The following is a 23,189-nucleotide window of genomic DNA, read 5'->3' as shown; positions in this document are numbered from 1 at the left end:
GATGCAACAGATTCTCCTGCGCCCCCAGGACGCGGACACGGTGCCGGTTCAGATGCCGCGGCTGGCGGTGGTCGTGCCGATCTTTCGCCATTCGGTGCTGCTGGCCGAGGCGATCGAAAGCGTCCTGGCCCAGCGGGCGGACTTCCCGATCCAGCTGGTCCTGGTCAACGACGGCTGCCCGCATCGCGAGACCGACCTGGTCTGCCGGGAATATGCGCTGAGCTATCCCGACCGGATCACCTATCTGCGCAAGCCCAATGGCGGGCTCAGCGATGCGCGCAACCATGGCATTCGTCATGCGCTGGCGACATGGGCTTCGGTCGAGGCGATCTACATGCTGGACGCCGACAACCGGCTGCGTCCCGACGCCATGGCCAATGCCATGGCGGCGCTGGCGCAGCATCCCGACGCCGGCTGGATCTATCCCAATATCGACATGTTCGGCCTGTCGTGGAACAGTGACTACGGAGGGGACTATTCGCTGCTGATCCACACGATGATAAACATCTGCGAGGCCGGCAGCCTGATTCGGCGCGAGGTCTTCGACGCCGGGGTCTATTTCGACACCTCGTTCAAATCCGGCTTCGAGGATTGGGATTTCTTCCTGACCGCGGCTGAGGCGGGCTTCCGTGGCCGCAACATCGACAATTTCGGCTTCCTCTATCGCAAGCGCGCCGAGAGCATGCTGGCCGATTCCGAACGCGATGCCGAAGCGATCCGCAGCGAGATGCGCAAGAAGCACAAGCGCCTGTTCAGCCCGCGCGGGCTGCTGGAACTGGAGCAGAAAGAGGCGCCGCGCTATGCCATCTTCCTGGCAGACCGCCACGAGGTGCTGCTGACGGTCGATCCCGACGCCCCCGACGGCCGCGTCCTGACCGTGGCCGAGTTCGAGCAGCAATGGTGGCGCACGCAGACCGACAACAGCCAGCATCACATGCCGCCGATCCTGGTGATGACGCATTCGTCGGTGCTGGAGCAGCTGCGCCGCGGCCGCCTGCTGCATGGCGTGTTGTGGACGATGGAGCGCCGCCTGACCCAGCATTGCTTCGCCGCGCTGGAGATCGAGCCGCGTGAAGCCGACCGCATTGGCTGGAGCGAACAAGAAGCGCAGGGGTCGACGGAACTTCATGCTGCAATGGTGATGGTCCGCCCCGGCCTGTTCAACGAAGTCGTTCGTGACAGCTCGATTGCTTGGGTCGCTGGCTTGGCTGCGCGTCCATGCAATGTTCCAAGTACGGTGCTGCGCTTACAACTGCCGGACGCCTTGCTTGACGAGCGGGATGATTTTTACACCGCAGCCGCACATGATCTGGTGGCGCTGGCCGCACGTTACCAGGCTTCGCCCTTCCGGGATGCGCTGTCGCAGCAATGGGACTGGCGCGTTCCGGGAATTTCGTGGCGCTCCAGGACTCATGAGATCCCCCGCGCACCGACCAGATCAACAGCGGCTTATCCGCGTGTGGCGACTGATGGTCGTCATGTAGGCTTTGCCTTGCCGTTGGTTGAGTTCGGCGGCGTTGAACGCGTAGCGTTGAATGTCGCCAAGGCGATGAAGGCGGAAGGATGGATTCCCCACCTGTTCGTCCTTGATTCCAGTAGCTGCAATTTCAGCCAAGAATGGCGTGAAACTTTTGAAAGCGTGACCTTCTTGGCGGATCCCGATTTCAAGATCTGGGAACCCGCCTCGTCGTCCTATATCGGAACTGGTGTGCCAGACTGGTCTCGTTTCGGAAACCAAGGCGACGCAACGGCAATGTTCGCTTGGCTGGACCTGCTGATCAACTTCCACGGGGGCGCAATCTCCGGCGTAATGGGCCCGTTGAAGCGTTTGGGTGTGAAAACAGCCGTTTCACTTCATCTGAGCGATCTTAGCCCGTTCCGGCGCCATAATGGAAGTACCTATCTGGGATTGGCCTTTGAGCACGCTTATGATCTGATTCTTCCATGCTCCCACCAACTTGCCGACTGGTGTCATGCCATGGGGATGCCAGCGGACAAGATCATACCGCTTCCAAATGCCCCGAGCTTTGACCTTCCGGAAGGCGCAGAAGAGCGGATTGTGGCTCGGCGCGTGAATAGGGCAGCCCATGCACCGCTCCGTGCCATATACCTTGGTCGGCTTGATCATCAAAAAGGGGTGGAGCGTCTGGTTTCCATTGTGGAGATGGCGAAAGTCATGCGACTGCCGATAGAATGGCGGTTGATCGGTAAGTCCGTCATGGCAGACATGTCCGTCGAGATCCCGCTAGACATCGCCAATATGCTGGAGCCGCCGCTGACTACGCCGGAGGGGCTTGCGGAAGCCTTCGAATGGGCAGATGTCTTCATCCTGCCGTCCTATTACGAAGGGCTGCCGCTCACCATTCTTGAAGCAATGCGTTCGGGGGTGGTTCCAATTGCGACGGATACGGGGGCAGTGTCGGAGGTCGTGCGCCAATGGGAAAACGGTGTTATCTTGTCGCAGACCGAAACCATTGCCGAAGCGATTTCGGCGCTGACGCCATTGGCCAAAGATCCCGATTTGGTTCAGAGGTTATCGGTGCAGGCTTGCAACGATATGAAGGGGCGAGATTGGGCCGCGGCGGTCAAGCCATTCATTGAACGTCTCGGGCGGATTTTGGACGGGGCAGCGAGTATATGATGAGCAAGATGAACGATTTGGCCGAGGGGATGATGGTAAACGGAAGCGATTTCCAGCATCTTTACGGGCCTAAGGACGGATACGTATTTTTGGTAACATACGGTCGATCTGGCTCTACGCTCATGTCGAATTACTTGAATAGTTTTCCTGGCTATTGTATTAGGGGAGAAAATAATAACGTATTGCATCATCTATGTTCGGCTGTGCGAAGCCTGGAGAACGTAAATTTTACCTTCCGTCGAGAGGACAAGGCCAAACCCTTTAGCAAGCGCCGGGTGGAGATGCAACGTATTATGGAGACGCCAAAGGATCCATGGTATGGAGCGGAGTTGGTTAACCCGAGCCGATTTGCAAAGACTGTATTCGATAATTTCGTTAAGGAAATATTGGCCCCTCCTCCTGGGACACGCGTTGCCGGGTTTAAGGAAATCAGATGGGCTAACTATCTCGGGATGCTAAATAATCATCTGGATATGGTGGCCCAGTATTTCCCTAATACCAAATTTATCTTTCAAACCAGAGACGCTGAATCTGTATCAAAATCTGGATGGTGGAAAGAGAGACCGGCAGAAGACGTGCGGCGATTCGTGAAGAATTCTGACAATGCATTTCTTAGCTATCTAAAAACGAGTGATGCGAGCATGCTCGTCAGATATGAAGATATTGTGCAGGGGGACGATGCTCTCCGAAAGGTTGCAGAATTTTTGGGGGAGGATTTTTGCTCTCAGACTGCGCACAATATCATAAATGAAAAACTGACTCATCTTCAAAAGAAAGGTTGACTGCATGCAGTTATCAAAAGTGAATTCCATTCACTATTGGCTTTTTTAGCATATTCCATATGCCCTTCATCCAGCATAACGGCAAGCGTATCCTCTTCATCCATATCCCGAAGGCGGGGGGCACCTCGGTCGAGAGCTGGATGAAGGGCATCGCTCCCCTGCGGCTGTTTTCCATGGGCATTCCCCATGCCAGCCGCTGCACGCCGCAGCATTATCGCGCGCAGGATATCGAGGCGCTGCTGGGCGAGGGCTTCTTCGACTACGCCTTTACCATCGTGCGCAACCCCTATCACCGGATCGAAAGCGAATACCGGATGCGGGCGCAGCTGGCCAAGGACAGTTTCTGGAAGGGCCTGCCCGCCTTTTCGCCCTGGATCGAGGAAAACCTGGACCAGCAGCGCCGCGCCAAGTTCCACCTCGACAACCACCTGCGCCCGCAATGGGAATTCCTCGGCAAGGATGTCGAGGTCTTCAAGCTCGAGGACGGGCTCTCCGGCCCCCTGGCGGCCGTGGCCGAGCGGCTGGGCGTGACCCCGCCCCAGCAGAACCCGCATGAATTGCGCTCGGACCCGCTGGAGATCGAATGGAGCCTCGCCGACCGCATCCGCGTGCGCGACCATTACGCCCGCGATTTCGAAACCTTCGGCTACCAGCCCTAGGTCCGGCAGACATGCCGGGCGGCCGCGAACCCCTCGCGGCCGCCGCGTTCCTTACAGCCGCGCGGCGATCTCATAGGCTTCCCGCGTCGCCGCAAGGATGCGACCCGGCACATAGGCGTCGCCCAGAAGCAGGGGCGCGATGATCCCCCGCGCCTGCAAGGCCTCGGCCAGCGCGGTCTCGGGCTCGGCCCCGCAGGCAAGCACCACGCTGTCGAAACCTTCATGCAGCGCCTCGGCGCCGGAATAGACGTTGCGCGTCGCCACCCGGCCGGGCGCGATGGCGGTGACGCGCTCCATGACGCGCAACTCGGCGCCGGCGGCGGTCAGCCGGGCCATGATCGCGCCGATGGAATATTTCCCCACCAGCGGCGCGACCGCCGGCGTCTGATACAGCAGCCGGACATGCACGCCGCGCTCGACCAGCGCCGAGGCCACGGTCAGGGGCTGCATGTGATCCTCGCGGGCGACGACCAGCGCGCGGCGGCCGACCTGCGCCCGCCCCGCCAGCAGGTCGCGACCCTCGATCACGAAAGGCAGTTCGGCGCCCGGAATGGCATGGCGGCGCGGGCGCGAGCCGGTGGCCAGCAGCAGCACGTCGGGCGAAAGCGCCGTGATCGCCTGCGGGTCGGCCTCGGTTCCCAGGCGGATGTCCACGCCGGCGGCGCGCAGCCGGTCGTGCTGGCGGTCGATATAGGCCAGGAATTGCCGGTTCTCGGGCACGGCAGCGGCCAGCCGCATCTGCCCGCCAGGCGCTTCCTCCCGCTCCAGCAGCACCACCGCGTGACCGCGTTCGGCGGCAACCGCGGCGGCCTCCATCCCGGCCGGGCCGGCGCCGACGACGATGATCCGGCGCGGCTGGGCGGCGCGGGCGGGGGGCGGGTCGGCCTCGCGACCCGCGCGGGGATTGACCGCGCAGCCGAAGGGCAGCTTCTCGACCGAGACCGCGTGCAGGCAGTCGTTGCAGCCGATGCAGGGCACGATCTGCGCGCTGCGGCCCTGGCGCGCCTTGGCGACGAAGGCGGGGTCGGCGAAAAAGCCGCGCGCGACGCCCACCACGTCGGCATGGCCGCGGGCCAGCACGGCCTCGGCCGCCTCGGGGGAATCGACGCGGCCGCTATAGACCACGGGCACGGACAGGGCGGCGCGATAGCGGCCGGCCATCTCGGACCATTGCGCGACGCCGTAGAGATGCGGCTGGATATAGCTGGGCGCGCCCCAGTTGTTGCCGATGACGCCATGGAAGAAGTCGATATGCCCGGTGGCCTCGACGGCGCGGGCGATGGCGATGCCCTCGTCCAGATCGTAGCCGCCTTCGAAAAGCTCGTGCATGTTGAAGCGGATGCCGAGGGTCAGATCCCGCCCCACCTCGGCGCGGATGGCGGAAAGCACGTCGGTCAGCAGCTTCAGCCGGCCTTCGGCGCTGCCGCCGTATTCGTCCTGCCGGTGGTTGGTCGCGGGCGACAGGAACAGTTGCAGCACGTCCTCGTGATTGGCGTGCAGTTCGATCCCGTCCAGCCCGCAATCGCGCACGGTGCGGGCGACCAGGACGTAATCCTCGATCATGCGGGCGATCTCGGGGCCGGTCAGGGTGTGGGTGCCGGCATTGTTGGTGTAATTGGCCAGCACGCCCGAGGCGGAATGCGGCATGGCGCCCTGGTTGATGACCTGCGCCGTCACCACGGCGCCATGGGCGTGGATGTCCTGGGCCAGGCGCGCCATGCGATCGCGATACTGCGGGTTGTGGACGCTGCCGCGCAGGATCGCGCCCAGCCCCGAGGGCGCATAGCCGCGCGGCACCATGCGGTTGTCGATGAAGGTATTGACGCCGTCGACCCAGCAAAGGCCGTTGCGGACCCGTTCGAGCCAATAGCCGGAAAAGCGCTCGGCCTCTTTCGGCGAGGCCAGCGGATCGGCGATGATGCGGCCATGCGGCGGCGCCATGATCCGGTTGGAAAGCTGCATGTCCCCGATGCGAAGGGGGCGGAAGATATGCGGGAAATGCTGGGGCTCGGCCACCATCGCGATCACTCCATCTGGGTGGGGCGCGGCTGTCTTGCCGCGCCCTGCCGGGGGGTCATTCGGTATAAAGCACGGCGGTGCCGTTCCTGATCTGCACCACGTTGCTGCCGCTGACCGGCGAGCGGTCGTCGACATAGCTGTAGGAGCCGCTGCCGATCACCGAGGCCACGTCCCTGGTCGCGCTCAGCGCATCGCGGATGGCGTCGCGTCCGCTTTCGGGTCCGGCGGCCTTCATCGCCTCGATGGCCACGCGGCCGATGGTATAGCCAAGCGCCGCCCAATTGTCCGGCGCCCGGCCGGCATGGGCCTGGAAGTTCTGCGCGAAGGCGACCGAGAAGTCGTTGAACCCGCCCGGCACCCAGTCGGACAGCATGTAGACGCCCTCGGTCGCGCCGCCGCCGGTCTGGGTGAACTCGGGCGAGGAAAAGGTGTTCATGCCAAAGATCTCGACCTTCTCGTCCAGACCGGCTTCGCGAAGCTGGCGCACGATATTGCCGCCCTGCGCCGCCATGGCCGAGATGAACAGGCAGTCGATGTCCTGCCCGGCGATCTTGGTCGCCAGGGTCGAGAAGTCGATGTCCGAGGAGGACACCGATTCGCTGGACACGACGGCGACGCCCTTTTCGCGGACCAGATCCTCGAAGGCCGCGCGCAGGGCGACATAGACCTCGATCTCCTTGATCGAGACGGTCGAGCATCTTTCAACCTTGCGGGTGTCGGCGGCGAAATCGGCCAGGTAGGACATCATCTGCCGCGGTGGCTGCGTACTGATGAAGCCCCAGGGTCCGGCGGCGGGGATGTCCAGGTTGTTGGTCAGGGTGACGATGGGCAGTTCCAGCCGGTTGCCCAGCTCGGCCCCGGCGATGGCGACGGCGCCGCTGGTCGGGCCCAGGATCATCCTGACCTCCGGGGCGTTGGCGTGGCGGGTGATCAGGGTCAGCGCCTGGGTGCGGTCCGAGGCATCGTCCTCGACCAGGACGCGGACGGACTTGCCGGCGCCGAACTCGGCCTTTTCGTTCGCCTCGGCAAAGGCCATGGCCATGCCCTCGGACACGCCGGCGCCCATGAAGGCGGCCGGGCCGGTCAGGGACTGCATGATGACCACGGTCGGCTGCTCGGCAATTGCCGGCGTCGCAAGCGCAATCAGGGCCGCGCCGGTGGCGGCGATCATTCGTTTCATCGATTCCTCCCTTGTATTTTTTGGCACATTCATGATATTTATTTCACCAGTCAAATATATTTTTAATTTAGGCACACCTGAGGGCATACGGGGCTTTTCCCCGCGCGGGCTACACCGTGCGGTTAGATTTCCCGTGTTTGTCAGGCATCAGCCTGGAATCTTGGTGCAGTATTGCATACATAAACCTGCTATTTAGTATTTTTATCTTGAGATGCCTGTGCGGATCGGTTCTTGTCGGCGAAGATGCTTTCCCGGCGCGGCCCGCCGGGATCGCCTTTTCCAGCGGAGGCCCCATGCAGCGAAGCCATCATCATGCAGTCGTCATCGTCGGGGCGGGGCAGGCCGCCTGCCAGCTGGCGATCAGCCTGCGGCAGAAGGACTATCCCGGCCCCATCGTCCTGGTGGGGGACGAGCCGTTCCTGCCCTACAGCCGCCCGCCGTTGTCCAAGACCTATTTCAACGAGGGCGAGCCCCAGCGCCTGCTGCTGCGCAAGGCCGAGTTCTATGAAATGAACGGCATCACCGTGCTGACCTCCAGCCGCGTGGAAAGGATCGAGCGTGCAGGCCGCGCCGTCGTGCTGTCGGACGGCCGGCGGCTGGGTTATGGGCAGTTGGTCCTGGCCACCGGCGCCCGCAACCGGCTTCCCCCCGTCGAGGGCGCGGACCTGCCGGGGGTGATGGCGCTGCGCGGCCTGGACGACGCCGACCGGATGCGCAGCCTGGCCGCGGCCGCGCGACATGTGGTGATCGTCGGCGGCGGCTTCATCGGGCTCGAGGCGGCGGCGGTGTTCCGTGCCGCCGGCCTGCGGGTCACGCTGCTCGAGGCGGCCGGGCGGCTGATGGCGCGGGCGGTTTCGCCGGCGGTGTCGGACCATTTCCTGCGCGCGCATCGCGACGCAGGGGCCGAGATCCACCTGGGCGTTACGGTCCGGCGTATCCTGGCGCGGCCGGACGGTGCCGCCGGCGCGGTGGAGCTGGCGGATGGCCGGACGATTGCCGCGGATGCGGTGCTGATGGCGACCGGGGTGGTGCCCAATGCGGAACTGGCGCGCGAGGCCGGGCTTGCGGTGGACAACGGCATCCTTGCCGATTGCTTCCTGGCGACCTCGGACTCGGCCATTTCGGCGATCGGCGATTGCGCCGCCGTGGCGCAGGGGCCGGGCGGGCCGCATCTGCGGCTGGAATCCGTGCAGGCCGCCGTGGATCAGGCGAAATGCCTGGCCGAGCGGCTGGCGGGCCAGCCCGTGCCCTTTGCCAGGACGCCCTGGTTCTGGAGCGACCAGGGCCCGCACAAGCTGCAAATCGCCGGATTGCGCGATGGCGCCGACCGGACCGAGATCGAGCCCTCGCCCGACCCGGCGCGGCTTCTGGTGCGCAGCTATCGCGGCGAAAGGCTGGTCTGCGTCGAGACGGTGAACCTGCCGGCCGAACATATGCGCGCGCGCCGGGCGCTGGAAACCGAAGCCGCGGCCGCATAGCGGCGCGGGGACAAGGGCAGGGCGGGCTAATGCCCGCCGGTGCCCAGGTAATGCGCGATCACGCCGTCGTCCTGCGCCAGCCTGCGGCTGGGCCCCTCGGCCACGACATGGCCGTGTTCGATGACATAGGCGCGGTCCGAGACCTGCAAGGCCTTGCGCGCGTTCTGTTCCACCAGCAGGATCGTCATGCCGTCGCGGCGCAGCTGCGCCAGCGCGTCGAAGACCTGCTGCACGATGACCGGGGCAAGCCCCAGGCTGGGCTCGTCCAGAAGCAGCAGGCGCGGCCCGCCCATCAGCGCGCGACCGATGGCCAGCATCTGCTGCTGGCCCCCGGAAAGCGAGCCGGCCAGCTGTTCCTGCCGCTCCCGCAGGATCGGGAACAGGCGGAACACCGCCTGGATGTCATGGGTGGGCCGGCGGCCGTGCAGGGCGTTGGCGCCGACCCGCAGGTTCTCGATCACCGACATGTCGGGCAGCACCTGCCGTCCCTCGGGCGATTGCAGGATGCCCATGCGCGCGATGGCCCAGGCGGGCTTTCGCACCAGCTCGGCCCCCTCGACCCGGATCTGGCCGGCACCGGGCCGGACGATGCCGCTGATGCAGTTCAGCAGCGTCGATTTCCCGGCGCCGTTCGGCCCGATCAGCGCCACCATCTCGCCCTGCGCGACGTTCAGCGAAACCCCGGCCAGCGCGCGGATGCCGCTGTAGGAGGCATGGAGGTCCGTCACCGTCAGCAGCATCATTCCTCTCCCAGATAGGCGGTGATGACGGCGGGATCGGCGACCACGTCGCGGGGCTTGCCCTCGGCGATCAGCCGGCCGCCGTCCAGCACATAGACGTGGTCGCAAAGCTCCTGCACGAAGCGCATGTTGTGTTCGATCAGCAGGATCGCCTTGCCCTCGTCGGCAAGCTCGCGAAAGATCCGGCCCAGTTGCAGCGCCTCGACGTCGTTCATGCCGGCGACCGGCTCGTCCAGCAGGATCAGGTCGGGATCGGTGGCGAGCGCCCGCATCATCTCGACCTTGCGCTGGTGGCCATAGGCCAGGCTGCCCGCCGGGTTGTCGGCATGCCCGGCCATCCCGAACCGCCCGAGCAGCGCCATCGCCTTTTGCCGCAGCAGCGCATCCTCGCGCCGCGACGAGGGCAGGCCCAGGATCGCCGCGACCAGCGAACAGGTCTCGTGCCGGTGAAAGCCGACCATGACATTGGCCAGCACGCTCGCCTCCTTCTGCAGGCGGATGTTCTGGAAGGTGCGGCCCATGCCGGCGCGCGCCACCTTGTCGGCCGGCTCGGCCGAGATGTCGCGCCCCCCGAACAGCACCCTGCCCGAACTGAGCGACAGCATGCCGGTGATCAGGTTGATCAGCGTGGTCTTTCCGGCACCGTTCGGCCCGATCAGGCCGGTGATCCGGCCCGCCGGCACCCGCATGCTGACATCGTTCGAGGCGATGACGCCGCCGAAATTCTTGTGGACATGCTCAAGGACAAGATCGGTCATCCCTTCACCTCTGCCTGGCGGACCTCGGGGTTGGCGGCGCGGGTGCGGCGGGCGACCAGCGTGTCGACGATGCCGCGCGGCATGAAGTTCATCACCGCCATCAGGATCAGGCCATAGATCATGATCCGCGCATCGGCGAGCGGACGCGAGATCTCGGGCAGCGCGATCAGCAGGGCGACGCCCACCAGCGGCCCCCAGACGCTGCGCCGCCCGCCCAGCACGACATAGGACAGGATCACGATGATCAGGTGAAAGCCGAACTGGTTCGGCTCGACCGCATAGGAATGCAGCGCCTCGAGACTGCCGAAAAGCCCGGCCAGCAGGCCCGAGATCATATAGGCGATGGCCTGCGTGCGCGCGGCGTTGATGCCCAGCGACACGGCCATGCCCTCGTCCTCGCGCACGGCGTCGAAGGCCCGGCCCAGCCGCGAGCGCGAGATCGCCAGCATCACATGGATCGTCGCCAGGGCAAAGACCAGCAGCGTCCCGGTGCCGACCAGCTTGGGGATGCCGGAAAAGCCCATGGCGCCGCCGGTGACGTTCTCGGCATAAAGATTGGCCGACAGCACGATCTGCACGAAGGCCAGCGAGGCGATGGCCTGGTAGACCCCGCGCAGCCGCGCCAGCGGGATCGCCAGCAGCGCGCCGAAGGCCAGCCCGGCAAAGGCCCCGGCCAGCAGCGTCACCGGCAGCGGCAGGCCGTAGTTCACCGTCAGGATGGCCGCGGTATAGGCGCCGATGGCCGACAGGCCGACATTGCCGATGGAAAAGGCGCCGGCGCGCAGCACGATATATTGCGAATAGGCAAAGCCCAGGTGGATCAGGAACAGGTCGAAAAGCGGGCGAAAGCTCAGCAGCGTGTCCATCAGCGGCGCCCCCTCAGCACGCCGGCCTCGTCCTGCCCGAAAAGGCCGTTGGGGCGCAGCAGCAGCACAGCAAAGAGCAGGCCGAAGATGATGATGTCGGACAGCCGCGAGGACAGGTAGGCGACGCTCAGCGTCTGCAGCACGCCGAAGCCCAGCGAGGCGACCAGCGCCCCCGCGACCGAGCCCAGCCCGCCCAGGATCACCACGACGAAGCCGCGCAGCAGGAAGGGGTCGCCCATCATGAAGTGGATCGAGTTGAAGGCCAGCCCGACCAGCACCCCCGCCGCCCCTGCCAGCATGCCCGACAGCATGAAGGTCTGGAAATAGATGACGCTGGGCCGGATGCCCGCCAGCAGCGCCGCGCGCTCGTTCTGCGCCACGGCGCGGACCTGGCGGCCAAAGCCGGTCCGGTAGAGATACCAGGAAAGCCCCGCCACCAGCAGGATCGCCAGCACCGCCATCGCCAGCTGCAACGCCGAGACCCGCAGCCCCCAGACCTTGAAGATCACCACCGGGAAGGTGTCGAAGGGAAAGCGCAGCACCTGGGTCTTGGACAGCATCTGCGCGATGGACACCAGCACCAGGTTCGCCCCGATGGAGGAGATCAGGGCGCTGAACTCGACCTCGCCGCTTTGGCGCAGGCGGCGAAAGGCCGTGACCTCGATGATGACCGAGACGAGGCCGGCGCCGATCATCGCCAGGATGAAGGCCAGCCAAAGCGGCAATCCCGCCTGGACCGAGTAAAGGCCGATGAAGGCCCCGGTCATGAAGATCCCGCCATGGGCGAGGTTCATGATCTTGTGGATGCCGAAGATCAGCGTGAAGCCAAGCGCGAACAGCGCATAGACCCCGCCGATCACCAATCCGTTGACGATTTGTTGCAGGAACACGAGCCTCTCCCTTCCCGGCCGGGGTTCTTCGGATTCTTCCGTTCAATAATTCATAGGCACATATTTTTGTATACAACAACTGTGAATTTGTGTTCATTTACCGACATGCACGAATCGACGACCGCCCGCCGCTTTTCCGGCGCGGCCGTGTCGGGCGCAGGTTTCAACAGGGGCAGCCGGATTGCCGCGCCAGGGCGCGGCGGCAGCGCGCCCAAGGACGGGAGGAACGAATGTCACTGAGAATCCTGATGGGCACCGCGCTTGCCGCCTCTGCCGCCTTTGCGCCGATGGCCATGGCCAAGGAGGTCAAGGTGGCGATCATCCAGTCGCTGACCGGCAGCCCGGCCTTCATCGGCCGCGGCATCGCCGACGGCGCGGTCATGGCCATCGAGGACATCAATGCCAAGGGCCTGGCGGGCGAGGGCGTCACCATCCAGTATACGCTGGACGACGATGCGGGCGACCGCGGCCAGGCGCTGGGCCTGATCGGCCGGCGCGCCGCGGATTCGGAAAACATCGCCATCATCGGCCCGACCACCGGCGCCATCGCCCCGGCGGCTGCGGCCGCGGCCAACGATCTGGGCATCCTGGCCTATATGCAGTCAAACAACGACGCCGTGCCGCAGGCCGGGCCCTGGTCCTTCCCGTTTTCGCAGCCGGCCTCGATCGCGACGCCGCCGATCGCCGATTATGCCGCCGAAAAGCGCGGCGTGCAGGACTGCGCGGTCATCACCGTCCTGGACAACGAAGCCTATGTCGCCATGGCGAATGTGTTCATGGAGCGGGTGAAGGAACACGGAGTGAAGGCGCAGCTCGACGGCGTCAAGCTGTCCGACATCGACTTCTCGGCCCTGGCGGTGAAGGTGGCGCAAAGCGATGCCGACTGCCTGTTCATCGCCACGCCGGCCGCGCTTGGCGCCAATGTCATCATGCAGTTCAAGCAGGCGGGCCTTGACCCGGAGGTGCAGATCTTCGGGCTGCAATCGCTGGCCTCGCCCGAGTTCCTCAACACCGGCGGCAGCGCGGTCGAGGGCGTGACCGTGATCGGCGAATGGACGCCCGGCGGCTTCGACGAGCCCTCGCGCGCCTTTGCCGAAGCCTACAAGGCCAGGCACGGGGTCGAGGCCGACAATTGGGCGCCGCAGGGCTATTCGACGATGATGGTCTTTGCCGACGCGCTGCGCCGTGCCGGGCCGGATGCCACGCGCGAGGAGATGCGCGACGCCCTGGCCGGCATCAAGGACGTGCCGGTGATCGTGGGCGAGGGCGTCTACAACTTCACCCCGGAACGCGCCGCGACCTTCGGCATGGGCATCCTGACCGTCAAGGACGGCAGCTTCGCGCGCCCCGAGGATCTGTAAGGCATCGCATGCGCGCGCGCCGGCAGGGGCGCGCCCGTTGCGCAAGGAGGACGCAATGCGTTTCGACAGCGAGTTCGACTTCATCGTCTCGGGCGCCGGTTCCGCGGGCTGCGCGGTGGCCGGACGGCTGGCGGAATCGGGGAAATACCGTGTCCTGCTGCTCGAGGCGGGCCCGCGCGACAGCGCCTTCTGGATCAAGGTGCCGATGGGCTATCCCATGCTGTTCACCAATCCCAAGGTGAACTGGATGTTCGAATCCGAGCCAGAGCCGGAACTGAACGGGCGGCCGATGTACAACCCGCGCGGCAAGGTTCTGGGCGGCACCAGCTCGATCAACGGCATGCTGTACATCCGCGGCCATCCGACCGATTACGACAACTGGGCGCAGCTGGGAAATCCCGGCTGGAGCTGGCAGGACGTGCTGCCCTGGTTCAAGAAGGCCGAGGACCAGGCGCGCGGCCCCGACGATTATCACGGCACCGGCGGGCCGCTGGCCGTCTCGGACCAGCCCGACCCGTCGCCGGTGGCGCTGGCGATCATCGAGGCCGGGAAACAGGCCGGCATCCCCGCAAACCCCGATTTCAACGGTGCCCGGCAAGAGGGGGCGGGCCTGTTCCAGACCACCACCCGCAACCGGCGGCGCTGCAACTCGGCCCGCGCCTACCTGTCGGCGGCGGGCCGCAACCTGCGCATCGACACCGGCGCCCATGCCACGCGGCTGCTGTTCGAGGGCCGCAAGGCCGTCGGCATCGAATACCGCCAAGGCGGGCGCATCCTGCGGGCGCGGGCGCGGCACGGGGTCGTGGTCTGCGGCGGGGCCTTCGGCTCGCCCCAGCTCTTGCAGCTTTCGGGGATCGGCCCGGCCGATCATCTGCGCGCCCACGGCATCGAGGTGCTGCACGACTTGCCCGGCGTCGGCGCCAACCTGCGCGACCATTTCTATTGCTCGCTGATCTTTCGCTGCCGCGAGCCGGTGACGATCAACGAACTGGCGCGCAGCCCGCTGCGCAAGGCCATCGCCGGGGCGCAATATGTGCTGGCCCGGCGCGGGCCGCTGGCCGCGAACGGCATCTTTGTCGGCATCTTCACCCGCACGGACGAGACGAGGGACCGGCCCAACCTGCAGATCAACACCAACATCTGGTCGGTCGCCTCGCGCGACAGGCGGGGGATGCGGGTCCACGACTTTCCCGGCTTCACCATGAGCCCGGTGCATCTGGACCCGGTGGCGACCGGCGAGGTGCGGCTGCGCGCGCCCGACCCCTTTGCCGATCCGGTGATCCGGCACAATTTCTTTCGCGACGAGGTGGACCGGATGGCCATGGCCGATGCCGTCCGCATCACGCGCCATATCGCCGGCCAGCCGGCGCTGGCCCGCTATATGGCCGAAGAGATCCGCCCCGGCCCCGCGGTGCGGACCCAGGCCGAGATCGTCGACTGGCTGCGTGGCAACGGCATCGCGAACCTGCATCCCGTGGGCTCCTGCGCCATGCTGCCCTTGGCCGCGGGCGGCGTGGTCGATCACCGGCTGCGCGTGCATGGCATCGGCGGGCTTTACGTGGCGGATGCCTCGATCATGCCGCGGCTGCCGGCCGGGAACACCAACGCGCCGTCGATCATGATCGGCGAGAGATGCGCCGCCATGGTCCTGGAGGACATGGCCCAGGGCGCCGCACCGGGGATGAAGGGAGCAGCGTGATGGACAGGGATTACGACGTCATCGTGGTGGGCGCCGGCGGGGCCGGGCTTGCGGCGGCGCATATGGCCGCCCAGGCCGGCGCCCGCGTGCTGATGGTCGAGGCGGGCGACAAGGCCGGCGGCTCGACCGCCCTGTCGGGGGGCGTGTTCTATGCGGCGGGCACCTCGCTCCAGCGCCGGGCGGGGATCGAGGACACGCCCGAGGCGCTTTACCGCTATTACCTGCATATCAACCAATACAAGCTCGACCCGGCGCTGGTCAGGCGGCTGTGCCACGACGCGACGCCGGCCTTCGACTGGCTGGTCGGGCTGGGCGTCGATTTCCCCGAGGAGAACCTTTATTGCTCGGGCGTGGACAAGATCCGGCGCGGCCATCGCGCCCGCGGCCATGGCGCCGAGATCGCCGAGGTGCTGGAGGGCTCGCTGAGCGGCCTTGCCGTGGACATGGCGCTGCGCAGCCGGGTGCAGGAGCTGCTGGTCGAGGATGGCCGCGTCGCCGGCATCCTGGTCGAGGGCGACCGGGTGACGGCGGGGGCGGTGGTGCTGGCCACCGGCGGCTTCGGCGCCAACCGGCAATTGCTGGCCGAGCTTTACCCCACGGCCGCGGCGCAGGGCGAGCTGTCCTGGTATATCGGCTCGCCCCATTCCCAGGGGGACGGCATTCGCATCGGCCGTCGCCTTGGCGCCGGCATCACCCGGCCGGATCGCGGCCTTCTGCTGATGACGCCGGGCTGGGAAAAGGAGCTGGAGACCTATCTGCCGCCCTGGCTGATCCATGTCACGCATGAGGGGCGCCGCTTCGTCGACGAATCCTGCGAGTATTCCATCCTGTCCGAACTGCTGAACGAACAGACCGCGCGCGAATGCTTCGCGATCTTCGACGAGGCGGCGCGGCGCGAGGCACGCTCGGCCACCGCGCCGAACTGGTCGGCGGACCGGCTGGCGCATTTCGCCGCCCGCGGGCAGGTCGCGCAGGCCGATACGCTGGAGGGGCTGGCGGCGCAGCTCGGCATCGACGCGGCGACGCTGGCCACCACCGTCGCCGCCGCCAACCGCGCCGCCGAAACCGGGCGGGATGCGCATTTCTTCAAGCCGGCCGAGCATCTGAAGCCGATTTCGACCCCGCCCTTCTACGGCGCGCGCATCCGGCCGGCCATCGTGTGCTGGACCGGCACCGGGCTGAGGATCGACACCGAGGCGCGGGTGCTGGACCAGGCCGACCGGCCGATTGCGGGCCTCTATGCCGCGGGCGAGACGACGGGCGGCATGTTCGGCCCCTGCTATGCCGGCGGCGGCGCCTCGATCGGCAATGCCATCGTCTTCGGCCGGGTGGCGGGCAGCAATGCGGCGGCCGAGGCGCGGCCGTGATCCTGGGCATCCACCACGCCGCCATCTCGACCCCGGACCTGGACCGGGCGCTGGATTTCTATTGCAACGTGCTGGGCTTCACCGTCGCCTCGCGCATGGACTGGGCGCAGGGCGCGGCGCTGCCCGACACGATCATGGGCCTCAGGGGATCGGCGGCGCGGCAGGCCAAGCTGCGCGCCGGCAACTGCTTTCTGGAGCTTTTCGAGTTCTCGAGCCCCGCCCCCAGCCGGCCGGAGCGCGGCATCCAGGATCATGGCATCACCCATCTTTGCCTGCATGTCCGCGAGCTGGCGGCCGAGGTCGCCCGGCTCGAGGCGGCGGGCATCCGCTTTCGCTCGGCCCCGCAGCGCCGGGCCAGCCATGCCTCGGTCTACGGCCACGATCCCGACGGCAATGTGCTGGAACTGCTGGAGGTGACGGATGACAGCCACCCCTTTTCCTTCGCCACGCTGGGGCCGGGCCGGGATGGCCGGCCATAGCGCCGCCGCGGCGCGGATCGCGGCAACCACCCGCCACCAAGGAGGAAAAGCATGAGCCGCCATTACGGAACCCTGTTCCAGCACGGATATGTGGTCCCCGATGCCGATGCCGCCGCCCATGACTGGGCCGGGCGCATGGGGGTCGGGCCCTTCTTCGTCTATCCGGTGCCGATCCCGTTCCAGGTGCTGAAGATTTGGGACGAGCCGGTCTCGGTCCAGATCCACAGGCGGGTGCTGATGGGCTATACCGGCCCGGTGCAGATCGAACTGATCGAGCCGGCCGACGCAGCCTCGCCCTATCGCGATTTCCTGGAAAGGCGCGGCGCCGGGCTTCAGCATTTCGGCTTTCTCTGCGACGATTTCGACGCGCAGCTGGCGGCGGCCGAGGCGCGCGGCATGGTCCGCGCCATCGAGGGCCGCCAGGCCCTGTCGCGCATGTGCTATCTTTGCGACCCCGCCGATCCCGATGCGCCGATGATCGAACTGGTCGATCTGAAGCCCGAGCGGCGGCAGATGTTCGACCGCATGCGCCTGCCTTCGGTGGGATGGGACGGGCGCGACGTGATCCGCGAACTCTAGAAAGGTGCAAGCATGGACTATCGCAAGCTGGGCCGCTCGGGCCTGACCGTCTCGGCGGTCGGGCTGGGCTGCAACAATTTCAACTGGACCACGGACGAGGCGCAATCGTGCCGCGTGGTCGATGCGGCGCTGGATGCCGGGATCACCTTTTTCGACACCGCCAACATCTATGGCCGTTCCGGCGGTTCGGAAGAGTTCCTGGGCCGCGCGCTGGGCCCGCGGCGCGGCAGGGCCGTGGTGGCGACCAAGTTCGGCATGCAGATGGCCGACGGCAGCCGCGGCGCCGACCGCTCCTATATCATCCGCTGCGTCGAGGACAGCCTGCGCCGGCTGGGCACCGACTGGATCGACCTTTACCAGCTGCACGAATCGGACCCGACCACCCCGATCGAGGAGACGCTGGATGCGCTGGACCGGCTGATCGCCCAGGGCAAGGTCCGCTATATCGGCACCTCGAACATGGCGGATTGGGAAATCGCCCATGCCCATCACCTGGCGCGGGAACTGGGCGTGCAGCATTTCATCTCGCTCCAGGCGGAATATTCGCTGATCCGGCGCGGGGCCGAGGCGACGACGATCCCCTGCCTGAACGCGCTGGGGCTGGGGCTGCTGCCCTATTTCCCGCTGGCCTCGGGGCTCTTGACCGGCAAATACCGCGGCGGCGACACGGGCGAGGGGCGTTTCGGCAAGATCGCGCGGCTGGCCGACCGCTATCTGACGCCCGAGAACCTGGCCCGCGTGGACCGCATCGCCGATTGGTGCGACCAGAACGGGCTTGCCATGACCGAGGTCGCCTTTGCCTGGCTGCTGTCCAGGCCCGTTGTGGCCTCGGTCATGGCCGGGGCGACCAAGCCCGAACAGGTGATTGCGAATGCGAAGGCCGCCGAATTGCGGTTGAGCGAGGCACAGATCGGCGAGCTGGAGGCGCTGCTGCAAGATGAATGACACGCTGGACAAGGTCGCCGTCGTCACCGGCGCGGGCTCGGGCCTGGGCGCGGCGACCGCCCGCCGCTTTCACCGCGACGGCTGGAGGCTGGTCCTGGGCGACCTGCGGCCCGAGGGCGTGCAGGCCCTGGCGCAGGAGCTTGGCGCGACCGCCCTGGCCTGCGACGTGGCCGACGAGCGCCAGGTCGAGGCGCTGGTGCAGGCGGCGCTGGACCGTCACGGCCGGCTGGATTGCATGATCAACAATGCCGGCATCCTGGGCGCCATCGGCCCGATCGGAACGACCGCGGCACGGGATTTCAACCGCGTGCTGGAGGTCATGGTCAGCGGTGTTTTCCATGGCACCAAGCACGCCGCGAACGCCATGGGCGACCAGGGCGGCGTGATCCTGAACACCGCCAGCCTGGCGGGGGTCGGGGCCTGGGCCAACCATTCCTATACCACCGCCAAGCACGCGGTGGTGGGGCTGACGCGCTCGAGCGCGGTGGAGCTGGCGCCGCGCGCGATCCGGGTGAATGCGCTGGCGCCGGGCAATGTGGTGACGGGCATGACCAGCAGCCTCAGCGGTGGCGAGCAGGCGGCCTATGACCGGGCCTTGGCGCGCAATCCCATCCCCTATGTCTGCACGGCCGCGGACATCGCCGATGCCTTCGCCTATCTGGCCGGTCCCTCGGCCCGCGGCATCACCGGGCAGGTTCTGGTGATCGACAGCGGGCTCGACGTCGCCGTGGTCCCGCCCGCCTATCACCAGGCGCCGGGCCGTTTCGTCGAATGAAGCAGGGCGCCGCGGCCGTTCAGGCCGTGGCGTCCAGCACCATGGTTTCGACCTCTTCGCGGATGATCTTGCCGCTGGTGCTGCGCGGAAAGCGCTCGACCGGGACGAAGACCACGTCCTTGGGGCGCTTGTAGCCGGCCAGGCTGGCGCGGCACAGCGCGATCACCCCGGCCTCGTCCAGGCTGTCGTCGCAGCGCGCCACCACCGCCACCGGCACCTCGCCCCAATGCGGATCGGGGCGGCGCACGACGATGGCGTCGGCGACGCGCGGATCGGCCAGGATCACCCGCTCGATCTCGGCCGGATAGATGTTCTCGCCCCCGGACTTGATGAGATATTTCGAGCGCCCGGCGAATTCATAGCCCGCGGGCGTGCGGCGGAACAGGTCGCCCATGTGGAACCAGCCGCCGCTGAAACTGTCGCGGTTGACCTCGTCGGCGTTCCAGTAGCCGCTGAAAAGCGTCGGCCCCCTGACCCAGGCTTCGCCGGTCTCGCCCTGGGCCACGTCGCGGCCGTCGGGGCCGACAAGGCGCAGCTCGGTCAGCACGCTGAGCTTCTTGGCAAGGCTGCGCGGCATCTCTCCGGGCCGGATCAGGTCGCCGGAGAGCGGCGGCATCCCGGTCTCGGTCGCGCCGAAGGAATTGAGATAGGGCGCGTCGAGACGCCGCGTCACCTCGTCGATGACCGCGGCCGGCGTCATGTCCGCCATGGCTCCGACCACCCGCACGCCCTTGATCCGGGGCCGGCGCGTCCGCAGGCGGGCCAGCAGAAGCTCGGTGGTGGCGGGCACGGTCATCAGCCAGCCGATGCGCTGCTGCTCCAGCGTGTCGATGATCCGGTCGGCGTCGAACCCGTCCATCACGGTGACGGCGCCGCCGATCAGCAGGGTCGAGAACAGATGCTCGGTGCCCCCCATGTGGAACATCGGCGCCCATGAGATATAGCCGTCCTCGCGCGCGAGCCCCAGGTCCAGCCGAAAGGCGCACATGCGCGCGATCTGCGCCCGCTGGCTGATGACGGCGGCCTTGGGACGGCCGGTGGTGCCCGAGGTATAGATGATGATGAACCCGTCCTCGGGCCGGGCCTGGTCGGGGGCCTCGCCCTCGCATCCCAGGCTGCGCAGGTCCAGGGCCTCGCGGTCGGGGCAGGCGGCGCGGGCCAGGTCGCGGTGGCGGGCCGAGCAAAGCATAAGCCGCGGCTGGACCAGGTCGATGCACCAGGCCAGTTCCGGCGCCACCAGCCGCCAGTTCAGGCAGGCGACCATCGCCCCCAGCTTGGCGCAGGCCAGCTGCGTCAGGCCGTATTCGATGCAGTTCTCGGACAGGACGGCCACGCGGTCGCCCCGCGTCACGCCCCGTGCCGCCAGGTCGGCGGCGATGCGGTCGGCGGCGGCGATCATCCCGGCATAGCTCAGCACCCGGTCGCCCTCGATCAGCGCCGGCGCCTCGGGCCGGTCATGGGCGCGCCCGGCGATCAGGCGCCAGACCGTCGTGCCGCTTGCCGTCGGGATATCGGACATCAGTCATGCTCCTTGAAGCTGAATTGGACCCGCAGGACCGGCGCCCCGCGCCCCTCGGCGTAAAGTGTGCCGCCGGGCTCGGGGGTCAGCCGGGCGGCAAGCCGGTCGCCCTCGAAGACGTTGTCGGCGAAGAAGGCGGCGATCTCGGCGAACTCGGCCTGCGGATGGGCGGCCATGGCGGCGCTGATGACATAGGCCAGGTTGGCCGGGCCGGGATTGACGCGCCGGGGGCCGAAGCCCGCCGCCTCGGCGGCCTCGCGCCGCAGGTGGATGGCGTTGTCGTCGCGCAGAAGCGCGCACCATTCCGCCATGTCGGGGCCGCTGACCGGGCCGAAGCTCCAGCCGGTTTCGTCCTGCCTGTCAGTCATCGGCCACCACCGGGGTAATCATCCTGAATTGCAGCACGCTGGCCGGGCCGGCCTGGTCCGACAGCGTGATGGCCAGCGCCAGATGGTCGGCCTGGCCAAAGCGGCGGCTGGGCTTGCGCGTCAGGTCCAGAACCTCGACCGTGGCGTCATAGGCTTGGCCGACCCGCAGCCGGCCGGGAAAGGACAGCCGGCATTCGCCCAGCACCGGACCGGCATCGAAGGCCAGCCCCAGGTTGCGGCTGAAATCGCCGATGGGCGCCGGCATTGCCGCCAGCGCGCCCAGATAGGCGTGGATCGGATGCGCCAGGTCGCCCTGCCGCGGCGGGGCGGCGCAAAGCGCGCGCACCCGGTCGTCCAGCGCGGCGGTCAGGTCGTATCGCCTGCCGGGGATGGGGGGCTGGCTTGCCATCAGCGGCCGATGCGCGCGAAGCGGCGCTCGATCTCGGGGCCGATGCGGTCGAAATAGGTGGTGTCGGCCAGCGCGTCCATCGCCATGACCTTGAAGAGCGCGCGGGCGTTCATCACCGGCCGGTCGCCGACGCTGCATCGCATCTGGGCAAAGACCAGGTTGCGGGTCTTGCGCGTCACCTCGATGTCGCCGCGCACCCAGTCGCCGAGGTGGACGATGGACAGGAAGTCGATGTTCATCGAGATCGTGGGCACCACCGCCGCCGCATAGCCGACCAGATGCTGCACGCCGTAAGCCTGCATGTCGGTAAAGGCCGCCAGAGCCGCGCCGTGGCAATAGCGCGATGGGTTCAGGTGGCGTTCCGCGCAGCGAAAGCCTACCGCGAATTGCCCCGCCCCGTCGCGCGTCGCATGCACGGGGCCGAAGGTGTCGCAGAACCCGCCGGGCGAGGGCAGCTCGATCCAGCCCTCCGGTGCGGGCAGGGTGCTTTCCGAGGCCTTGAAAGGGTGGAACGCGTCAAGGGTCATCAGCGGATCCCGAACTGGCTGCGCGGCATATTTATACACAAATGATAAAACTATATAATGAAAACCGAGTCAATGTGTGCAATAACAGTTTTACTGCTGTAAGGGAGAGACAAGTTGACCGATCTGGAAACCCGGCTGGACCGCCTGGAATCGCGCGCCGAGATCCTGGCGCTGATTTCGCATTACTGCAAAGCCTGCGACGACCGCGACGTGCCCCTGTTGCGGTCGCTGTTTCGCGAGGATTCCTGGGTGCGCTCCGCCGACGGACGCATGAAGGGCGAGGGGCTCGGGGGCATCATGCAGATGTATCGCAAGCGGTTCGAGGTGCTGGGCCTGTCGGTCCACTGGACCCATGACACGGTCGTCACCTTCGATCCCGCCGACCCGGACCGCGCCACCGGCGAGGTGTTCTGCCATGCCGAGGCGGTGCGCAACCAGCAGGTGCTGGTCGGCTCGCTGCGCTACGAGGACGAATACCGCCGCGACGGGAAATGGTATTTCGCCTCGCGGCTGCTGAAGTTCCTGTATTACGTCCCGGTGCAAAGCTATGCCGAGGCGCTGGCCTCGCCGCTGCGCCAGCGCGGATACGAGGCGCCGATGCCCGGCGACTATCCCGAATCGCTGCCCAGCTGGACCGGCTGGCTGCGGCATTACCAGCCCGAGGAACAGCGGGCGTGATCCTGGGGGTTCATCACGCGGCGATCTCGACCCATGACATCGAAAGGCTGATCGGCTTCTATACCGAGGTGCTGGGGTTCGAGCTGGTCCACCGCCAGTCCTGGACCGCCGATGCCGAGGTCCAGAACGCGCTGCTGGGCGCCAGCGGTTCGGCCGCCCAGCTGGCGATGCTGTGGCACCGGAACTGCTATCTGGAACTGTTCCAGTTCGAGGCGCCGGCCCCGGAACGGCGCAGCCCGCATCAGCGCCTGTTCGGGGCCGGGCTGACGCATCTTTGCCTGGCGGTGCAGGATCTGGACGCCGAATACGAACGGCTGCGGCAGAAGGGCGTGGTGTTCCATTCCTCGCCCCTGCCGCGGCCGACCTTCAACGCGGTCTATGGCCATGACCCGGACGGCAATGTCGTGGAACTGCTGGAGCTTTACGACGCCTCGCATCCCTTCGCGGTGCATTGGCCGGTCCCCGAATAG

General features: G+C 66.8%; 23 protein-coding genes. 13 read left to right on the top strand and 10 right to left on the bottom strand.

The window, feature by feature from the left end:
- The first annotated feature begins 1 nt into the window (after position 1).
- Genes KF941_RS25130 through KF941_RS25120 form a run of 3 tightly spaced genes read left to right on the top strand, consistent with a single transcriptional unit; the run spans position 2 to position 4,082 of the window.
- Positions 2-2,641, top strand: coding sequence for a glycosyltransferase (locus tag KF941_RS25130; protein ID WP_214274920.1), 2,640 nt, complete (start codon positions 2-4; stop codon positions 2,639-2,641).
- Positions 2,642-2,649: 8 nt separating this feature from the next.
- Entirely contained in the window at positions 2,650-3,423 is a 774-nt protein-coding gene (locus tag KF941_RS25125; RefSeq protein ID WP_214274919.1) for a sulfotransferase, read from the top strand.
- 59 nt (positions 3,424-3,482) lie between these two features.
- The gene (locus KF941_RS25120; RefSeq protein WP_214274918.1) at positions 3,483-4,082 is read left to right on the top strand and encodes a sulfotransferase family 2 domain-containing protein; all 600 of its coding nucleotides are present in this window, start codon (positions 3,483-3,485) and stop codon (positions 4,080-4,082) included.
- A 51-nt stretch (positions 4,083-4,133) separates the two neighbouring features.
- Here KF941_RS25120 and KF941_RS25115 read toward each other — a convergent pair whose 3' ends face one another.
- Both KF941_RS25115 and KF941_RS25110 read right to left on the bottom strand, forming a co-directional pair.
- On the bottom strand, positions 4,134-6,101 hold the full coding sequence (locus KF941_RS25115) for an FAD-dependent oxidoreductase (protein ID WP_214274917.1): 1,968 nt from the start codon (positions 6,099-6,101) through the stop codon (positions 4,134-4,136).
- Between the two features lie 55 nt (positions 6,102-6,156).
- Positions 6,157-7,281 carry an ABC transporter substrate-binding protein gene (locus KF941_RS25110; protein WP_147279044.1) on the bottom strand — a complete coding sequence of 375 codons (1,125 nt, stop codon included), beginning with the start codon at positions 7,279-7,281 and terminating at the stop codon, positions 6,157-6,159.
- Positions 7,282-7,574: 293 nt separating this feature from the next.
- On the opposite strand from KF941_RS25110, the gene KF941_RS25105 reads away from it, so the two are divergent.
- Positions 7,575-8,759, top strand: a complete 1,185-nt coding sequence (locus KF941_RS25105) for an FAD-dependent oxidoreductase (RefSeq protein ID WP_214274916.1) — start codon at positions 7,575-7,577, stop codon at positions 8,757-8,759.
- Between the two features lie 26 nt (positions 8,760-8,785).
- On the opposite strand, the gene KF941_RS25100 is transcribed toward KF941_RS25105, so the two are convergent.
- From KF941_RS25100 to KF941_RS25085, 4 genes are read right to left on the bottom strand one after another with little or no spacing between them, the layout of a single operon-like run.
- On the bottom strand, positions 8,786-9,496 hold the full coding sequence (locus KF941_RS25100) for an ABC transporter ATP-binding protein (RefSeq protein WP_214275237.1): 711 nt from the start codon (positions 9,494-9,496) through the stop codon (positions 8,786-8,788).
- A gap of 2 nt (positions 9,497-9,498) precedes the next feature.
- Positions 9,499-10,257 carry an ABC transporter ATP-binding protein gene (locus tag KF941_RS25095; RefSeq protein ID WP_214274915.1) on the bottom strand — a complete coding sequence of 253 codons (759 nt, stop codon included), beginning with the start codon at positions 10,255-10,257 and terminating at the stop codon, positions 9,499-9,501.
- Entirely contained in the window at positions 10,254-11,123 is an 870-nt protein-coding gene (locus KF941_RS25090; protein WP_036757257.1) for a branched-chain amino acid ABC transporter permease, read from the bottom strand. Before KF941_RS25090 ends, KF941_RS25095 begins: the two co-directional genes overlap by 4 nt.
- On the bottom strand, positions 11,123-12,013 hold the full coding sequence (locus KF941_RS25085; RefSeq protein ID WP_036757308.1) for a branched-chain amino acid ABC transporter permease: 891 nt from the start codon (positions 12,011-12,013) through the stop codon (positions 11,123-11,125). Before KF941_RS25085 ends, KF941_RS25090 begins: the two co-directional genes overlap by 1 nt.
- Before the next feature lie 230 nt (positions 12,014-12,243).
- On the opposite strand from KF941_RS25085, the gene KF941_RS25080 reads away from it, so the two are divergent.
- From KF941_RS25080 to KF941_RS25050, 7 genes are read left to right on the top strand one after another with little or no spacing between them, the layout of a single operon-like run.
- Positions 12,244-13,374: an ABC transporter substrate-binding protein gene (locus KF941_RS25080; RefSeq protein ID WP_083539207.1), complete on the top strand. Its 1,131-nt coding sequence runs from the start codon at positions 12,244-12,246 to the stop codon at positions 13,372-13,374.
- Positions 13,375-13,429: 55 nt separating this feature from the next.
- On the top strand, positions 13,430-15,073 hold the full coding sequence (locus tag KF941_RS25075; protein WP_214274914.1) for a GMC family oxidoreductase N-terminal domain-containing protein: 1,644 nt from the start codon (positions 13,430-13,432) through the stop codon (positions 15,071-15,073).
- On the top strand, positions 15,073-16,440 hold the full coding sequence (locus KF941_RS25070) for an FAD-dependent oxidoreductase (RefSeq protein ID WP_036757252.1): 1,368 nt from the start codon (positions 15,073-15,075) through the stop codon (positions 16,438-16,440). Before KF941_RS25075 ends, KF941_RS25070 begins: the two co-directional genes overlap by 1 nt.
- Positions 16,437-16,919, top strand: a complete 483-nt coding sequence (locus KF941_RS25065) for a VOC family protein (protein ID WP_214274913.1) — start codon at positions 16,437-16,439, stop codon at positions 16,917-16,919. The genes KF941_RS25070 and KF941_RS25065 overlap by 4 nt, the downstream gene beginning before the upstream one ends.
- 51 nt (positions 16,920-16,970) lie before the next feature.
- Positions 16,971-17,498 carry a VOC family protein gene (locus KF941_RS25060; RefSeq protein ID WP_036757250.1) on the top strand — a complete coding sequence of 176 codons (528 nt, stop codon included), beginning with the start codon at positions 16,971-16,973 and terminating at the stop codon, positions 17,496-17,498.
- A gap of 12 nt (positions 17,499-17,510) precedes the next feature.
- Positions 17,511-18,443 (top strand): aldo/keto reductase, encoded by a 933-nt coding sequence (locus tag KF941_RS25055; RefSeq protein ID WP_214274912.1) that lies wholly within the window; start codon positions 17,511-17,513, stop codon positions 18,441-18,443.
- Positions 18,436-19,218, top strand: coding sequence for an SDR family oxidoreductase (locus KF941_RS25050; RefSeq protein ID WP_214274911.1), 783 nt, complete (start codon positions 18,436-18,438; stop codon positions 19,216-19,218). Before KF941_RS25055 ends, KF941_RS25050 begins: the two co-directional genes overlap by 8 nt.
- A 19-nt stretch (positions 19,219-19,237) precedes the next feature.
- Here the strand turns inward: KF941_RS25050 and KF941_RS25045 are convergent, their stop codons facing one another.
- Genes KF941_RS25045 through KF941_RS25030 form a run of 4 tightly spaced genes read right to left on the bottom strand, consistent with a single transcriptional unit; the run spans position 19,238 to position 22,041 of the window.
- Positions 19,238-20,737: an AMP-binding protein gene (locus KF941_RS25045; RefSeq protein ID WP_114537348.1), complete on the bottom strand. Its 1,500-nt coding sequence runs from the start codon at positions 20,735-20,737 to the stop codon at positions 19,238-19,240.
- A complete protein-coding gene (locus tag KF941_RS25040; RefSeq protein ID WP_072463244.1) occupies positions 20,737-21,105 on the bottom strand; it encodes a MaoC/PaaZ C-terminal domain-containing protein in 369 nt (122 codons plus the stop codon). Before KF941_RS25040 ends, KF941_RS25045 begins: the two co-directional genes overlap by 1 nt.
- Entirely contained in the window at positions 21,098-21,514 is a 417-nt protein-coding gene (locus KF941_RS25035; RefSeq protein WP_036757244.1) for a hypothetical protein, read from the bottom strand. The genes KF941_RS25040 and KF941_RS25035 overlap by 8 nt, the downstream gene beginning before the upstream one ends.
- Positions 21,514-22,041 carry a PaaI family thioesterase gene (locus KF941_RS25030; RefSeq protein WP_214274910.1) on the bottom strand — a complete coding sequence of 176 codons (528 nt, stop codon included), beginning with the start codon at positions 22,039-22,041 and terminating at the stop codon, positions 21,514-21,516. Before KF941_RS25030 ends, KF941_RS25035 begins: the two co-directional genes overlap by 1 nt.
- A 114-nt stretch (positions 22,042-22,155) precedes the next feature.
- Here KF941_RS25030 and KF941_RS25025 point away from each other — a divergent pair, with 114 nt between their 5' ends.
- Complete coding sequence (locus tag KF941_RS25025) at positions 22,156-22,719, top strand: nuclear transport factor 2 family protein (RefSeq protein WP_214274909.1); 564 nt, start codon at positions 22,156-22,158, stop codon at positions 22,717-22,719.
- The gene (locus tag KF941_RS25020; RefSeq protein ID WP_214274908.1) at positions 22,716-23,189 is read left to right on the top strand and encodes a VOC family protein; all 474 of its coding nucleotides are present in this window, start codon (positions 22,716-22,718) and stop codon (positions 23,187-23,189) included. The genes KF941_RS25025 and KF941_RS25020 overlap by 4 nt, the downstream gene beginning before the upstream one ends.

It is taken from the genome of Paracoccus sp. pheM1, from assembly GCF_018499825.1.
GTDB lineage: Bacteria > Pseudomonadota > Alphaproteobacteria > Rhodobacterales > Rhodobacteraceae > Paracoccus > Paracoccus versutus.
Note: the sequence above shows the minus strand (reverse complement) of the source record. Positions and strands in the feature narration are given on the sequence as shown.

Coding starts and splice junctions, on each gene's coding strand:
- KF941_RS25130 (WP_214274920.1), top strand. CDS start 2: ATGCAACAGATTCTCCTGCGCCCCCAGGACGCGGACACGGTGCCGGTT.
- KF941_RS25125 (WP_214274919.1), top strand. CDS start 2,650: ATGAACGATTTGGCCGAGGGGATGATGGTAAACGGAAGCGATTTCCAG.
- KF941_RS25120 (WP_214274918.1), top strand. CDS start 3,483: ATGCCCTTCATCCAGCATAACGGCAAGCGTATCCTCTTCATCCATATC.
- KF941_RS25115 (WP_214274917.1), bottom strand. CDS start 6,101: ATGGTGGCCGAGCCCCAGCATTTCCCGCATATCTTCCGCCCCCTTCGC.
- KF941_RS25110 (WP_147279044.1), bottom strand. CDS start 7,281: ATGAAACGAATGATCGCCGCCACCGGCGCGGCCCTGATTGCGCTTGCG.
- KF941_RS25105 (WP_214274916.1), top strand. CDS start 7,575: ATGCAGCGAAGCCATCATCATGCAGTCGTCATCGTCGGGGCGGGGCAG.
- KF941_RS25095 (WP_214274915.1), bottom strand. CDS start 10,257: ATGACCGATCTTGTCCTTGAGCATGTCCACAAGAATTTCGGCGGCGTC.
- KF941_RS25090 (WP_036757257.1), bottom strand. CDS start 11,123: ATGGACACGCTGCTGAGCTTTCGCCCGCTTTTCGACCTGTTCCTGATC.
- KF941_RS25080 (WP_083539207.1), top strand. CDS start 12,244: ATGTCACTGAGAATCCTGATGGGCACCGCGCTTGCCGCCTCTGCCGCC.
- KF941_RS25075 (WP_214274914.1), top strand. CDS start 13,430: ATGCGTTTCGACAGCGAGTTCGACTTCATCGTCTCGGGCGCCGGTTCC.
- KF941_RS25070 (WP_036757252.1), top strand. CDS start 15,073: ATGGACAGGGATTACGACGTCATCGTGGTGGGCGCCGGCGGGGCCGGG.
- KF941_RS25060 (WP_036757250.1), top strand. CDS start 16,971: ATGAGCCGCCATTACGGAACCCTGTTCCAGCACGGATATGTGGTCCCC.
- KF941_RS25055 (WP_214274912.1), top strand. CDS start 17,511: ATGGACTATCGCAAGCTGGGCCGCTCGGGCCTGACCGTCTCGGCGGTC.
- KF941_RS25050 (WP_214274911.1), top strand. CDS start 18,436: ATGAATGACACGCTGGACAAGGTCGCCGTCGTCACCGGCGCGGGCTCG.
- KF941_RS25045 (WP_114537348.1), bottom strand. CDS start 20,737: ATGTCCGATATCCCGACGGCAAGCGGCACGACGGTCTGGCGCCTGATC.
- KF941_RS25040 (WP_072463244.1), bottom strand. CDS start 21,105: ATGACTGACAGGCAGGACGAAACCGGCTGGAGCTTCGGCCCGGTCAGC.
- KF941_RS25035 (WP_036757244.1), bottom strand. CDS start 21,514: ATGGCAAGCCAGCCCCCCATCCCCGGCAGGCGATACGACCTGACCGCC.
- KF941_RS25030 (WP_214274910.1), bottom strand. CDS start 22,041: ATGACCCTTGACGCGTTCCACCCTTTCAAGGCCTCGGAAAGCACCCTG.